The organism is Psychrobacter sp. NPDC078409 (assembly GCF_050268505.1).
Lineage (GTDB): Bacteria > Pseudomonadota > Gammaproteobacteria > Pseudomonadales > Moraxellaceae > Psychrobacter.
This window is the reverse complement of the sequence record NZ_JBNNGW010000004.1, coordinates 265,958-280,589: the sequence shown is the minus strand read 5'-3', so window position 1 is coordinate 280,589 and position 14,632 is coordinate 265,958. Positions and strand designations below refer to the sequence as shown.

16 protein-coding genes are annotated in these 14,632 nt (G+C 42.2%); 13 read left to right on the top strand and 3 right to left on the bottom strand.

Annotation, left to right across the window (positions count from 1 at the left end; all coding sequences use genetic code 11):
• Window positions 1–21: 21 nt before the first annotated feature.
• The 4 genes from rpe to ACQKC9_RS09960 all read left to right on the top strand — a co-directional run bounded on the left by rpe (window position 22) and on the right by ACQKC9_RS09960 (window position 2,309).
• The gene (gene rpe, locus ACQKC9_RS09975) at window positions 22–711 is read left to right on the top strand and encodes a ribulose-phosphate 3-epimerase (RefSeq protein ID WP_057761380.1); all 690 of its coding nucleotides are present in this window, start codon (window positions 22–24) and stop codon (window positions 709–711) included.
• Between the two features lie 211 nt (window positions 712–922).
• Entirely contained in the window at window positions 923–1,321 is a 399-nt protein-coding gene (locus tag ACQKC9_RS09970) for a hypothetical protein (RefSeq protein WP_427621654.1), read from the top strand.
• Between the two features lie 143 nt (window positions 1,322–1,464).
• Entirely contained in the window at window positions 1,465–1,776 is a 312-nt protein-coding gene (locus ACQKC9_RS09965) for a hypothetical protein (RefSeq protein ID WP_057761376.1), read from the top strand.
• 221 nt (window positions 1,777–1,997) lie between these two features.
• Window positions 1,998–2,309 carry a hypothetical protein gene (locus ACQKC9_RS09960; protein ID WP_101205798.1) on the top strand — a complete coding sequence of 104 codons (312 nt, stop codon included), beginning with the start codon at window positions 1,998–2,000 and terminating at the stop codon, window positions 2,307–2,309.
• A 168-nt stretch (window positions 2,310–2,477) separates the two neighbouring features.
• On the opposite strand, the gene rpmG is transcribed toward ACQKC9_RS09960, so the two are convergent.
• Window positions 2,478–2,633, bottom strand: coding sequence for a 50S ribosomal protein L33 (rpmG, locus tag ACQKC9_RS09955; RefSeq protein WP_010201403.1), 156 nt, complete (start codon window positions 2,631–2,633; stop codon window positions 2,478–2,480).
• 128 nt (window positions 2,634–2,761) lie between these two features.
• Window positions 2,762–2,998 (bottom strand): 50S ribosomal protein L28, encoded by a 237-nt coding sequence (rpmB, locus tag ACQKC9_RS09950; RefSeq protein ID WP_057761372.1) that lies wholly within the window; start codon window positions 2,996–2,998, stop codon window positions 2,762–2,764.
• Window positions 2,999–3,482: 484 nt separating this feature from the next.
• Here rpmB and ACQKC9_RS09945 point away from each other — a divergent pair, with 484 nt between their 5' ends.
• Window positions 3,483–5,549 (top strand): Ig-like domain-containing protein, encoded by a 2,067-nt coding sequence (locus ACQKC9_RS09945; protein ID WP_427621653.1) that lies wholly within the window; start codon window positions 3,483–3,485, stop codon window positions 5,547–5,549.
• Between the two features lie 206 nt (window positions 5,550–5,755).
• Window positions 5,756–6,676 carry a formyltetrahydrofolate deformylase gene (purU, locus tag ACQKC9_RS09940; RefSeq protein WP_290176376.1) on the top strand — a complete coding sequence of 307 codons (921 nt, stop codon included), beginning with the start codon at window positions 5,756–5,758 and terminating at the stop codon, window positions 6,674–6,676.
• An 85-nt stretch (window positions 6,677–6,761) separates the two neighbouring features.
• Here purU and ACQKC9_RS09935 read toward each other — a convergent pair whose 3' ends face one another.
• Window positions 6,762–7,526 (bottom strand): cytochrome C assembly family protein, encoded by a 765-nt coding sequence (locus ACQKC9_RS09935; protein WP_427621819.1) that lies wholly within the window; start codon window positions 7,524–7,526, stop codon window positions 6,762–6,764.
• Between the two features lie 452 nt (window positions 7,527–7,978).
• On the opposite strand from ACQKC9_RS09935, the gene ffh reads away from it, so the two are divergent.
• The 7 genes from ffh (at window position 7,979) to ACQKC9_RS09900 (ending at window position 14,497) form a co-directional block, all read left to right on the top strand.
• A complete protein-coding gene (ffh, locus tag ACQKC9_RS09930) occupies window positions 7,979–9,523 on the top strand; it encodes a signal recognition particle protein (RefSeq protein WP_427621651.1) in 1,545 nt (514 codons plus the stop codon).
• 270 nt (window positions 9,524–9,793) lie between these two features.
• Complete coding sequence (gene tsaB, locus ACQKC9_RS09925) at window positions 9,794–10,495, top strand: tRNA (adenosine(37)-N6)-threonylcarbamoyltransferase complex dimerization subunit type 1 TsaB (RefSeq protein WP_427621818.1); 702 nt, start codon at window positions 9,794–9,796, stop codon at window positions 10,493–10,495.
• Window positions 10,496–10,636: 141 nt separating this feature from the next.
• Entirely contained in the window at window positions 10,637–11,479 is an 843-nt protein-coding gene (locus ACQKC9_RS09920) for an undecaprenyl-diphosphate phosphatase (protein ID WP_427621650.1), read from the top strand.
• A gap of 66 nt (window positions 11,480–11,545) precedes the next feature.
• On the top strand, window positions 11,546–12,445 hold the full coding sequence (locus ACQKC9_RS09915; protein ID WP_427621649.1) for a class I SAM-dependent methyltransferase: 900 nt from the start codon (window positions 11,546–11,548) through the stop codon (window positions 12,443–12,445).
• Between the two features lie 91 nt (window positions 12,446–12,536).
• Window positions 12,537–12,779, top strand: a complete 243-nt coding sequence (locus tag ACQKC9_RS09910) for a hypothetical protein (RefSeq protein WP_347162935.1) — start codon at window positions 12,537–12,539, stop codon at window positions 12,777–12,779.
• 130 nt (window positions 12,780–12,909) lie between these two features.
• Entirely contained in the window at window positions 12,910–13,827 is a 918-nt protein-coding gene (gene ubiA / locus ACQKC9_RS09905) for a 4-hydroxybenzoate octaprenyltransferase (protein WP_427621648.1), read from the top strand.
• Window positions 13,820–14,497 (top strand): DUF4112 domain-containing protein, encoded by a 678-nt coding sequence (locus ACQKC9_RS09900; protein WP_427621646.1) that lies wholly within the window; start codon window positions 13,820–13,822, stop codon window positions 14,495–14,497. Before ubiA ends, ACQKC9_RS09900 begins: the two co-directional genes overlap by 8 nt.
• Window positions 14,498–14,632 lie beyond the last annotated feature (135 nt).

The window sequence follows — 14,632 nt, the reverse complement described above, 5'->3', positions numbered from 1 at the left end:
CATGAATTAGGTAGCTCAATTATGAACAGTCCTGCTAAACCTTATCTTATTGCACCATCGATACTCTCAGCTGATTTCGCGCGGTTGGGCGAAGAAGTGGAGAAGGTACTAGAGTCGGGTGCCGATGTGATTCATTTTGATGTAATGGATAACCATTACGTACCCAATTTGACGTTTGGTAGCATGATTTGTAAGGCATTGCGTGACTATGGTGTTGAAGCGCCAATTGATGTACATCTGATGGTTTCACCTGTCGATAGTATGATTGAGCAGTTCTTGGAAGCGGGTGCTAGTATCATTACCTTCCATCCTGAAGCCAGCGCTCATATCGATCGCTCGCTTCAACTTATCAAAGATGGTGGTGCAGAGTGTGGCTTGGTATTGAATCCAGCGACACCATTACATTATCTTGATTATGTCATGGATAAAGTAGATCAGATTTTATTAATGAGTGTAAACCCAGGCTACGGCGGACAGTCGTTTATCGATAGTACGTTAGACAAAGTCCGTCAGGTACGTCAGCGTATTATTACTAGTGGTCGAGATATTCGATTGGAAGTTGATGGCGGTATCAAAGCCAGTAATATACGTGCGATTGCTGAAGCGGGCGCTGATATGTTTGTTGCGGGTTCTGCGATTTTTAATCAAGAAGACTATAAAGCCGCTATTGATGAGATGCGCGCAGAGTTGCTATTAGCCAACAACAGCTAGCGAGTGTTGTATGGTTAATAAACGCTATTAGCCATGCCATAATAATATTAGAATGTGCTGTATAACTTATGACTATATAGTTAATCCTCTATAAAAGAGCTACAGCGTTAACCGCGCCTGAAGTATCACGTATACATCTGCACTCAGTTGCCTTGTATCTCTTTTAAATTGAACCAACTTTATATAACGGTCAGTCACGTAAAGGTGAAATATGGACACAAATAATTCTAGCAGTTCAAAAGAACCTTCTGTGCAAGCAAGTTCTCATGAGACGTTGAATCAGCAGGCTAAGCAATCACTTGCAAGTGAAACACCGCAGCGCAGTTTGGTACCGAAAGGTATTACCATTGGCTTAGCGATGTTTGCACTTGTACTTAGTTTGGCAGGTTATGGTTTTCGCCTGATGGTAGGTGATGACGTCGAAACAGTGCTGCGTCACGCTGCAGTCATTGTACCTGCATTTATGCTAGGCATTCCGCTGTTTTTTTGGGTAGGCTCTCGCATACTCAATAAAGTCAAAGGCCTGCATATTGAAACTTGGAATGCCATTAGTTTGGGCTATTTGACCTCTTGTGTATCGATGCTATGGCTGATGGGTACTTATAGTTAAGTTATATTGCTGTAAATAGAATGCTTTTTCGCGCCTGTATCGTTTACTCGCACCTATATTGCTTATTCGCGCCTATATAGTGTCGTAATATTTTATATTTTTAATCATTAAGCCATGTCCTACAAGCATGACTGGAATTTTATATGAGAATCGTACCAGCCAGTATTGCTAAAATTATCTATCCTAAAGACTTACCAAATGGCTTATTTACCAGCTTAATTATCGCTTGTTTATTAATGGGGTTGGCGTCACTACGTCACGGAACCGATTTACAAGGTTGGCTAAATGTCATTGAAAATTGGCTGCTTATGCTGCTGATATTGCCTACTGCGACGGCCACCGTTGCACTGCCATTTAAGTATCGTGATCCTAGCCTTGAGCTAAAGCTGGTTTATTACCTTGGAATGTTTGTGGCCTTCTTATTTACATTAGGAAAGTTACGTTATTGGCACTAATATATACAAATGACATGGCATTCAAGTTTGCTTTTATAGCGAAGACTTATGTGACAGCCCTTGAATTTCAATGTTAAAGCGTCCATTGTATGAGTAAGACAGATTTACCCGCGTTACTGTAAGACGATAGATTTGCCGAATGAGTTTATTTTTAAGAAATGACTGCTTTGCAATGACTAGTTTCTCTACCAGTACTAAACGGGATAATAAGGAACACATTAATGCCATACGATATCGATAATGATATAGAAGTAGATAACGAGAGTAGCGATCAATTTGCAGGATTTGCCAAAGAAACCACGTTAGAGTTGGTGGAAGCAGATGATGGTAGATTGTTGTTGCGTGATGCTGAACAAGATGAAGCGCCGCTGATGACTATTGATTTTTCAGACAAGCTAAAAGAGCTACTTGGTAGTGACACTCAAGCCATTGGTCAACACATGATTCATGCTGCGATTCAGGTCATTATGCAAAAGCAGATGAGTAAATGGCATGCGCATGTATATGATAAAGAACCAACACACTACAGCTAAGCTTTGGTTATTTTTGAGCACTAGTTAAGGCGAATAACTGAAGATATAGCTTAGCAACATGAAACTACAGCCATAAAAAAGGGTTTATCAATTGATAAACCCTTTTCTTGTTCAAATAACTCCTTTATAGAAAGTATTTATAAAAATGCCTTCTACAAATGGTGGTAGTTACTTGATTTTAGCTTCTTTAAAGATCACATGCTGGCGTACTTTTGGATCAAACTTTTTGATTTCCATTTTGCCAGGCATAGTGCGCTTGTTTTTAGTAGTGGTGTAGTAATACCCAGTACCAGCTGTTGATACTAATTTAATTTTATCTCTCATGATAGCTTTCCTGTAAATGAGGGGTCTTCAAACGATAGGTACGTGTCTCAAAGAGTAAGTTGCCACAATTAATGTAGCAAAACAGCAGCCTAAATGATGAGAGTCATCACTCAGCTGCTATTTTTAACTTAAACTTTTTGACCTTGTGCGCGTAGATCCGCTAACACTTTATCGATACCAAGTTTGTCAATGATGCGCATACCTTTGGTAGACACACGTAGACGTACAAAGCGGTTTTCAGACTCTACCCAAAAACGATGGTTGTGAAGGTTTGGTAGAAAGCGACGACGGGTTTTGTTGTTTGCATGCGAAACATTATTACCCACCATAGGGCGCTTTCCAGTCACTTGGCAAACTCGAGACATGGCGAACTCCTAATCTATGAGGTATGAGTTTTTCTCATACCAGTCTGGGCAAGTTGCACGTTTTTGCGGCATGGACACAGCAAGCGGCAGCTTTGCACCAAACAAAACTATATGAAGGTTGAGCTGGTTTTGCTGCTATCTAAAGGCAAATAACAGGCTGACCAATTCAGAAAATTTTAAAGCCGACATTTATACCATAAAACAGATGAATACTCAAATATTTTTACAATAACTGTCGAATTAAAGGAGGGCTATTATACCCTGAAATGAGCGCTCTATGTTGTTGATTGTTTAATAGTAAAGATTAATTTTTAGTTGTAAGTTATAACAAAAGTCAGTAAAGTTGCTGTTATATATTTAATACAATCTATTAATACATCAGTATTACTGTAAATCTATGTATCATTACCAATATCTTCTGATTCTGGGTAATGATTTTTTGCTTATTTGCTCAGATAAATTACTGCTCATGCGGAGTCAAAACATGTCATATACATCATTGCCTACTTCCAAGCTATTTCAGTTAACAGCGCTCACATTATCGTTGGCCTTAGTGGGTTGTGGCGGCGGTGATGGCACTGATACGATTGCGCCAGCGCCTGATTTGGGTGTTACGATAGGTACTGATGATGGAGGTGTAGGTAGTGGTGATATTGGAGACGTTTTAAATGTTAGTACGGTATCTCTATTAGACGCAAATGCTAATCTGACTAGAGTAATTTCTATGTCAGGTGTTACGGCTAGAGTAGTTGTTACTGACTCTGAGGGTAATGGGGTAAGTGGTGCTTTAGTGACATTTAGCGGCGATGGTGTACAGTTTGGCACATCCAATGGAGCAGTATTGACTAATGCTGACGGCGTAGCAACAACGTCTGTCGTACCATTATCTTCTACTGATACTGGTAGTTATAGCTTATCTGCGACAGCAACATATGACGATGTGAGTGCAACCACTGCTAGTTATAACTACTCATTGCAAGCGGTTGATATTACGCTGGTGAATTTTTCGACGGGTGAAGACACTTTAGAGTCTGGTGGATCTACAATCGTTACCCTGCAAACCAAAGACACAGTAACTGATCAATTTCAGAATGACGTGACTGTTAATTTATCATCTACTTGTGGTTCATTTGAGAACGCTAGCATCAGCTCTTCAAATCAAGGCAATGTGAGCTCAACTTATAGCGCTATTGATAGTAATGGTAATTTGTGCGAAGGTACCCAAACCATTACTGCAGTCACGGCAAACGACACATCTTCTTCACAAAGTATTGATGTAAATATTAAAGCCATCGAAGCGAGTTCTATTGTCTATACAACGACTAACTCTGTTGTATTGGGTGCAAAAAATAGCGGATCATCTTCATCTAGCCAGATAGATTTTACTATTTATGCTAATGGTGTGCCTGCAGCGAACCAAGAAGTTACTCTGGATTTAATTAAATCACCAAGTGACTTTAATTTCGTCTCGCAAGGCAATCGAGCCTCGAAAACTCTAAAAAGTGATTCTTTAGGGAAAGTCACAGTAAATCTATATCCTGGAAATATTCCAGGCCCTGTGGAAATTAAGGCTTCTTTGAAATCAAATGCTGATACTTTTGCCTTGGCGAAGAATATATCTGTTGCAACAGGCCGCCCTACACAGAATGGCGTGACATTAGCAATAGGCAAAAATGTTTTGGTTGATAATGCTATTGACTCTACAAATATATCGGCTTATTTGACTGACCGTCAAGGTAACTTCGTTCCTGATGGCACTGTAGTAAGTTTTGTAGCAGAAGGCGGGACTGTAACGCCAAATTGTGCCACAGTTAGCGGTAATTGCTCAGTAACTTTCACATCGCAAAACCCTAGACCTGCCAATGGTCGTGTTAGTGTCATTGCTTATGTAGAGGGCGACAAAGCATATTCAGACTTAAATGGTGATAACGTCTATACTGTTGGTATTGACGAACTATTAGATAATATTGGTAATTTTTTCCGCGACGATAATGAGGATTTGAAGTATACGCCAGGTGAGTTTGTCTATAAAAGAGGTGAACAGGAAGGTGGTGACCAAGCGACTTGTGCAGCAGCGACGTTGTCACAACCTAATTTACCGAACTTAATAGTAGACAATGGTACTGATGCTACCCAATGTGATAATTTATTGCCGACAGTACTACGCAAGCAAGTCATTATGGGTTTCGCGAACGATACACCAACTTTCTATAATTATAGTCAGGTGTCTGGGTTTGTCTCTTTCGAGATGTATGGCAATAGCGTGAGAACTGTTTCTATGCCATCCGGAACGGCTTTGAGTCTGACAGTTAAAGATAATACTGATAACGGTGCTACTTGTGAGCCTGAGATTGCTAGTGGTAATATTACAGTACCAAACCTTGTTAACCTCAGCAGAGTAGATAGTGCTGCTAATCAGAATTACTTTGATGGTAGTGGAGAAGTACGTTATACGGTATCAACGGCTGGATGTGCTACTGGTGACAGTATTAAGTTGTCTGTCGCAACCCCAGCACCAACCTCAAAAACAACTACGGTCCAAATTTTCTAATCAATCTTTCTTATTTATAGAATAAAAACCCCTGACCACGTGTCAGGGGTTTTTAGTTTGTCCTTTCAAAAAACCAAATCACCTTAAATAACCAAAAACAACCAACTCGCTCAGCAAAGTATTGCAAAAAAGATTAAAATAACCGGTTTACTACGCTGTCAGCAGTTTTTCAGCGATAAGTCATCATTTTTTATATTGGGCGAATTATGTCAGACAACACTAAAACGGTTTCAATATCGACCATAGCTTCTCAGAGCAAACAGACACCTAGCGCTATCGATACAGCCACGCTGCTCATCAAATGCAAAGATCAGGCTGGTATCGTACAAGCAGTCTCTGAATTTATTCATCGTTATGGCGCTAATATTATTACGCTCGATCAGTATTCAACGGCGCATGAAGGCGGGCAATATTTTATGCGTTTAGAGTTTGCTTTGGCAGGTTTGAGCGATATTATCGAGAATTTTGAAGCCAGCTTTGCGCATACGGTTGCTAAGCGTCACGATATGGATTGGCGTCTACATAATAATGCAACGAAGACCAAAGTCGGTATTTTGGTATCTAAGTTTGATCATGCGTTGTTAGATTTATTATGGCGACATCAGCGTGGACTGCTCGATTGCGAGATTACTTGCGTGGTCAGCAACCATCCTGATTTAAAGCAAGCAGTACAAAATTTTGGCATTACCTTTCATCATGTGCCAGTGACCAAAGACAATAAGGCAGAGGCAGAAGAGCAGATTCATAAGTTAATGGCAGGTAACGACTTACTAGTATTGGCGCGCTATATGCAGATATTGTCATCAGATTTTGTCAAACGTTGGCCGATGCAGATTATCAATATCCATCATTCATTCTTGCCTGCGTTTGTGGGCGCAGATCCTTATCGTCAAGCTTATGACAAAGGCGTTAAGCTTATCGGCGCAACTGCGCATTATGTCACAGCTGAGCTTGATCAAGGGCCTATCATCGAGCAAGATGTACACCGTGTGACGCATCGCCAAGGGGTGACAGAATTGCGTGCTATCGGCCGTGATATCGAACGCAACGTATTAGCACGTGCTGTAAACTGGCATGTGCAAAACCGTGTGATTGTGGCGGGTAATAAGACAGTGGTATTTAACTAAGAAAAATGAGTAGTGAGTCGGCTAAAAATATAAAAAAGGCGGTCAGTAACTATTGTTGCTGACCGCCTTTTTATGATGTGATATTTTATAGGAGCATTTCTAAGACGAACTTGCTACCAACAAAGCCAATCGCTAATAGGATAAAGGCATAAATAGTGATGTTGGCCGCACGTTTGCCTCGCCAGCCTGCACGCCAGTTACCGAATAGTAGCACACCAAATAATAACCATGACAGCAGACTAAAAACAGTCTTATGCACGATATGTTGCGCCATTAAGTCTTGCACATAGATAAACCCAATTCCCAGTGCGATACTGAGCAATACAAAGCCAACCAAGAGCATATCGAATAATAAACTCTCCATACTTTGCAGGGAGGGTAGCTTATTGACCCAAAATCGATGAATGGTATGATGCTTGAGCTCACGTATTTGTAGACGTAGAAATAGCGCTTGTACTGCTGCCATCAACAGCACACAATAGGCCGCTAATGATAATAGGATATGAGTTTCAAGACCGACACTGACGTCAGTAAGCGGTTGATAGGGTGCGCGGCCAACATAGCCGACGGTCATACCTATTAGTGCAGTAGGCGCAGCCAAAATACCAAGGCTAAGAATAGGGCGATATAAACAGAACAACAGATAAAAGAATAAGAAAAATAAACTGGTCAGACTGATTATATTGAACAAGTTGAAATTTAAACCATACAGCGTCACAACGTATGGATATAGCAGTACCGCATGTGCAGCCATACCGATGAGCAACAAGCCCAAACTGAGGCTTTTGTGGATAGGTTTGTCCTGAACCAGCGCCCAACCAATATGGATGCTGACTAAGATATAAGCCATGCTAGCAAGTAAGAATGCAAAGTGCACAGATAAAAAGCCTCATCTTATACTGAGCATAAACTGCCGCTCAATGTGTCGCTAAAGTGGTATTATCAGAATGATTAGAATAATCGTCCAATTTATCATAAAATGGGTGCCAATTGAGCACCATCTTGCTTATAACTTATAAATGATCGGCAGTGCTGCATAGCGCAAAACATAAAGTATGTTATCTATAAAAAGTTAACTACAATTATAAGCGCTGTGTCTTTTGCGAAACGACTATAAGTTTTGAGCCATGTTAATGCTATAGTATTGATAATATAATTCTTTTATCATGTCCCTTGTCATGCAATATCCTAATATCTTATAGCGTATCCTAATATTATTTACGAACCATTTTAATGGTTTGATTTAGAGTTATTTTAATTGCGTATTATTTAATTGAAAACCATTTTAATTGAGAGTTATTTATGTTTGATACCTTAACAGAACGCCTGTCGTCGAGTCTACGTAACATCGTCGGTACCGGACAGTTGACCGAAGACAATATCAAAGACACATTACGTGAAGTGCGTATGGCGTTGTTAGAAGCCGATGTAGCACTACCTGTCACTCGTGATTTTGTAAAACGCGTAAAAGAACAAGCGCTTGGTGCTGAGGTGCTAAAAGAGTTGGCGCCAGGTCAAGCTTTTGTCAAAATCGTACACGACGAGCTGACCGAAATGATGGGCAGTGCAAATCAGCAGTTAGAGATGACAGGTAAACCGCCTGTTGTCTATTTGCTAGCAGGTTTGCAAGGTGCGGGTAAAACGACTACAGCTGGTAAGTTGGCCAAATATCTACAAGAGCGCCAAAAGAAAAAAGTCATGCTAGTCTCTGCTGACGTTTATCGTCCAGCGGCTATCAAACAGCTTGAGCAAGTAGCCGGTCAGGTGAATGCTAAGTTTGTGAAATCAAGCATAGATGAGAATCCAATTGATATCGCAAAGCGTGCGATTGAAGAAGCCAAAATCCAATATCAAGATATCCTGATCATTGATACCGCTGGTCGTCTACATATCGACGATACCATGATGGATGAGATTAAGGCGCTAACTGCAGCAGTTAATCCATCTGAGACGCTATTCGTCGTCGATGCCATGACGGGTCAAGATGCGGCCAATACCGCAAAAGCCTTTAATGATGCGTTGCCATTGACAGGTGTTATCTTAACCAAAACTGACGGTGATGCTCGCGGCGGTGCGGCGCTTTCTGTACGTGCTATTACTGGTAAGCCAATTAAGTTCTTGGGCCGCGGTGAAAAACTAGACGAGCTAGAGCTATTCCACCCTGAACGTATTGCGCAGCGTATCCTTGGTATGGGTGACGTACTGAGTCTGGTCGAAGAAGTTGAGCAAAAGATTGACCGTGATAAAGCCGAAAAAATGGCGAAAAAGATGCAAAAGGGCGGTGACTTCGACCTTGAGGATCTATTGACTCAGTTCCAGCAGATGAAGAGTATGGGCGGTATGGCAGGTTTCTTGGATAAGATGCCTGGTATGGGCGGCTCAGACATGCAAAAAGCCGTCGAAGATGCTAAACCAGAAGAAAAAGTACGCGAAATGGAAGCGTTGATCAATTCAATGACACCATTTGAGCGTAAAAATCCTGACAAGATTAACCCAAGTCGTAAGCGCCGTATCGCTGCAGGTTCAGGACGTGAGATTCAAGACGTTAACCGTTTGCTCAAGCAGCACAAGCAAATGGCAAAAATGATGAAAATGATCTCAAAGCCTGAAGGCATCAGTAAAATGATGAAGTCTATGCAAGGGCTCATGGGTGGCGGTAGTGCTGGCGGCGGCGGTCCATTGTTTGGCGGTGGCGATCAGCAAGGTGGCGCTAAAGACGTGAATCCAGAACAAATGGCCAAGCAGATGGGACTGGATCCAAATAACATGCCGAGCACCGAAGAGATGCAAAAGCAAATGCAAGAAATGCAAAACCAAGCACCAAAGAAGTTCAAAACCCGCTTTTAGATAACGATTAGTTATTTTTAAGAAGTTTGATCAAAGCCCCGAAGCCAATGAAGCTTTGGGGCTTTTTATCGTCATCAGTTGTAGATAAACACTGATGGATAAAGTGTGAAAAATATAGAAATTAATAAAATTCGTGTACCCTAAATGCTATGATAGGCGCTGCTCCATTCTGTCAGTATTCTTATAGTGCATGAACGATAGATCGTGATGAAAAATTAGTAAAATCTGACAAATCAATTTAGAACGCCAAAAGTAAAAGCCGAGGTTGTGATGTTTTTAGCAATGGATACCGTGTTCGACCAGTGTTCGATCGCGATTTTAGATTCGAGCGGACAGGTACTATCGAGCCATACCGAAACAGGAAAGCGTCAGCAGACTCAGCAGATTTTACCCATGATTGATGCTGCATTATCCGAGGCGCAGTTACGTCTTGCTGATATACAGGCTTTGATATTCAATCGCGGGCCGGGTGCGTTTAGTGGTATCCGCATCAATACGGCAGTGGTACAGGCTCTGTCTGTAGCGCATGATTTGCCTTGTGTTGGCGTCTCAAGCCTGCAAGCAATCGCACAATGCGCGTATCAGAAGTATGGGCTGACACATCTATACAGCGCCCTTGATGCTCGTATGCAGCAAGTCTACTTTGGGCAGTATGAGTTGGTAACTGATGACAAATTAGGTCATAGCATTATGCAGCCAGTATTGGCTGATGGTACTGATAGTACAGAGCAGCTATTAGATTATGATAGCCAAACAGAGCTCAACCTGCCTATTGCGGGTAATGGCGCAACGCTGTTGGCACGACATGATCAGCAAGACTGCCATGAAGATGTTTGGCCAGATGCTGCTGTCATTGGGCAGCTTGGTATTGTTCAGTTTGCAAACGATGGTGGTACGGAAGCATCGCAGGCATTGCCAAAATATCTACGCAACCAAGCTTGGAAAACACTTAAAGAGCAAGGTAAAGCATAGCTTTATAAATATGTTTTTTGCAGCCAGCTTTTTAGTGTTTAGCAAGCGCATACCAATATAAAATCAACGTTAATATAGGACAGCCAATCGGTCTGTTTTTAGGCCAGTTTTTTAGGCCAGTCTGTTTCTAGGAAAGTCACTGTGGATATAGTTTTATTCGTTCAAGCTGTCATCATGGGTATCGTTGAAGGTATCACTGAATTTTTACCCATCTCTAGTACGGGATATTTGATCTTATCAGCAGATGTGATGGGTTTCTGGACTAAAGAAAAAGTTGATTTATTTGTTGTGGTTGTACAGCTTGGCGCTATTTTGGCAGTGATTTATGACTATTGGGGTCGATTGTGGCAAGCGTTGATGGGTTTGCTGACTGGCAAAGCAGAGGGTATGACCAATCCTAGACAGCTTGGACTGAGTCTGATTGTCTCTACCATCCCTGTGATGATTGTTGGTTTTACCTTTGCTGATGAAATCAAAGCTTATCTGTTCAATCCTATCGTCGTTGCCATTATGCTCATCATCGGCGGTCTGCTGATATTTTACGTGGAAAAGCGTCCTAAAACGGTCATTGCAGAAGAAGCGGAAGATGTCAGCATAAAAACTGCATTGATGATTGGTCTGTTTCAATGTTTAGCTCTAATACCAGGGACATCACGCTCAGGTGCCACTATTATTGGTGCGCTGTGGTTAGGTGTCTCACGTAAGGCTTCTGCTGAGTTTTCTTTCTTTTTGGGTATTCCTGTCATTGTAGGCGCGGCATTATTAGATTTGATCAAACATGGTGACGTACTGACGAGCAGTGAAGACTGGCTGGTGCTAGGTATCGGAACCATCGTATCATTTGTAGTGGCGCTACTTTGTATCCGTTTACTTGTGGCATGGGTAAGTCGCCGCGACTTTACTATTTTTGCTTGGTTGCGCATCATTACAGGTGTTATCGTGCTGGTCGCCGCTTGGGGCTTTGGTTATCAAATGGCTGGCTAGATTTGCGTTATGATTTAACACGCCAGTAATTTATAGTGAAAATAAGCAGCAAATAGGATGATGGTTATGACCGATGTGCCCCAAACGTATGACGAGACAGGTGCTGTTGTACATTGTCAGTTATTCTACGTCAATGACAGCCAGCAAGCACAGATTGAGAGCCTACAGTCATTGATAGCTGAGCATACATTACCAATTATCTTAGATATAGAGGTCGCTACAGAGAAATTAACTCAAAAGCGCCGTCAGCAATTGAGCCAAGCATCTACTCAGCCTATTTTATTATTAGATGATAAAGATAAGCTATCATGGCTAAGTGATGGGCTTAGTGTGGCACCTGAGTGGGACAAGTTGCAGCGCCGTGTAGTGAGTGCCGGCCGTAAGTCTGAGCTGCTATTACAAGCGGCCAAAATTACATCAGATAGTCATGTTATTGATGCAACTGCTGGCTTTGGGCATGATAGTTTAATATTGGCCAGTACTGGTGCCCAAGTCACTATGCTTGAGCAGCAGCCGTTGATGGCATTGCTGTTACTTGCAGAGGAGCAGCGTATGAGTGCGCTACTCAATTGGCAAAAGCTCATGAGCCGTCTACAGATTATCAATACTGATGCGCTCAGTTATTTTGCGAATTTAGAAGCAGGCACCGCAATAGACGATGCTACGGCAATCGATGTCGTCTATTTGGATCCGATGTTTCCAGAGGATAGCTATCAAGATAGCAAGACAGGTAAAGGGGCAAAAGTCGGTAAGCATATGCAAGCATTGCATCAATTGGCTCGTCCACCAACTTCAGATGAAGAGCGACAACTGCTAAGTAGGGCGCAGGCCGTTGTCAAACAAAATAGCCAAAGCCAAGGTCGCGTGGTCGTAAAGCGTCCACAGTTTGCACCGCTGCTTGCCGATGAGCCAGCTAGTGAAAGCTGGCATAATGAAGCCGTACGCTTTGATGGGTATTTTGTCTGACAGCTGCTGTTTGCGATAATGAATGTACGAGTATAAATGTACGCGATTAATCAGCTTATATGTGCAGAATTAATGGATTTAGGAGCAAGGAATGTCAGCGTTAATCATTTGGGTTATGGGTGCAATTCTATTGTTGATTAATATCATGCTGCGTACTCGCATTCTTCGGCTTGAGGCACGGTTAAAAGAGCTGAGCAATCCACAAGAGCAGCTGGTATTTTTACGTCAACAAGCAGCAAAAAAAGACAAAGTCACAGCGTTAAAAGCATTACGCAAGCAGTATCCTGAGCTATCACTGATCGAAGCGAATAAATTATGGCAACAAATTCAGTAGCCAGACCATTAAACTTAGTAATTAGTCTATTAAAACTCAGTAACTAGCCCCTTCAAAAATTAATTTAGTGGTTCTGAGCGAAATAGATAAGCGCGCATAAAAATTATTCAAACAATGATAATAAAAAGCCATGACATTTAAAGACAAGCTACAAGCCTACATCCAGCTAACCCGTTTTGATAAGCCAGTCGGCATTGAGCTGCTCTTATGGCCAACATTATGGGGCGTACTATTCGCTGCAATGGGTCAAGCGCAGCAGCAAGGAATAACGGCAGCGTTACCAAGTATCAAGGTGTTCGCGATATTTGCCCTTGGTGCAATATTTATGCGAGCGGCTGGTTGTGCGATTAATGACTTTGCGGATCGTAAAGTAGATGGTCATGTGACTCGAACTAAAGGTCGCCCATTAGCAGATGGACGTCTATCTAGCAAAGAAGCTGTCACTGCATTTTTAGTACTGGTGCTGTTAAGTGCCAGTCTGCTATTTTTCCTGCCCATAGCTGTGTTCTATTGGTCGCTTGGTGCCGTGGTATTGGCGTTTATTTATCCATTTATGAAACGCTATACCCACCTGCCGCAAGTATTTTTAGCAGCTGCTTTTGGGTGGGCGATACCGATGTCTTATGTGGCGGTGCAGGGCGCTCCTGATATTTGGTGTTGGCTGCTATTCTTAGCTTATATGTGCTGGACAGTGGCCTATGATACCCAGTACGCCATGGCTGACCGTGAAGATGATTTAAAGATTGGCGTGAAATCAACGGCGATACTATTCGGTCGTTATGATGTGATTATCATCTCAATATTACAGATGCTATTTTTGCTAATGATGGGCGTAGTTATGTGGCATTACTTTGCCCCGACCACATTAGGCGTAACCCCGGTATTTGGATTGGCGCTTGTTGCGATGATGTTTGCCAAACAAAACAGCGCTTGTGCCAGCCGCAATCCTTTGGCTTGCTTTCAGGCGTTCTTGGCCAATATCTGGGTAGGGCGCTATGTCTTTGCGCTCATCGCAGTTACTTGCATATGGACGACGCTAAATGGATAAGTTCGATAAATTGCCGAGGTTCAAATCAAAGAAACCGTCTGATACGAATGCGTCAGTCGTAGAATATCAAGCTAAACTTGCGGAGCATTGTCTGACGCGCGAACAAGTTATCGCAACTGAGCGTAAGTTGGCGAAGTTTGCCAATACCATGGATTCACTAGTACGAGTGCCTTTTACCAAGCAAGGAATGGGTGCGGATGCGGCGCTTTCGACCATTCCACTAGCAGGAGACTTGGCAGGATTGGCATTGACCAGTTATGCATTTATATTAGGACGTCAGTTAGGTGTGCCCGCTCATAAAATGACGCCAGCGGTTAGATTGGCACTTATTGATATGGTCGTTGGTATCGTACCTGGGATTGGTACGCTATTAGATATTTTTATTCGTCCTAGCCGTAAGACACTGGGTATCGTGCACGAGCATCTACATCATGAGTATGGTATTACCGAAACCATGCATATGGATCGGCCGTTTTTGCACCAATCATTAGAAGACAAGCAACAGCAAAGCCGCTTTGGGTTTTTTTGGCGCAATCCAATCGTTGCTTGGTTATATCTGCACATCCCTGACTTTCTTGGACTGCTAGTCATTGTATTTGTCGGTTGGGGATTGTGGACAGTGATAAGCTGGTTGGTCGGTATGTTTGGGCAATCGACTGGATTTGGTTGAATAAAATCACTTGTCAGACAGCTCAGTAGAGACAATTCAGTACATAGTAATACACAGAAACGAAAAAAGCGGCAACGATAATAACGTTTGCCGCCTTTTTTATGATTTTAAATAGGGCATTGAAACAAAGGCCGC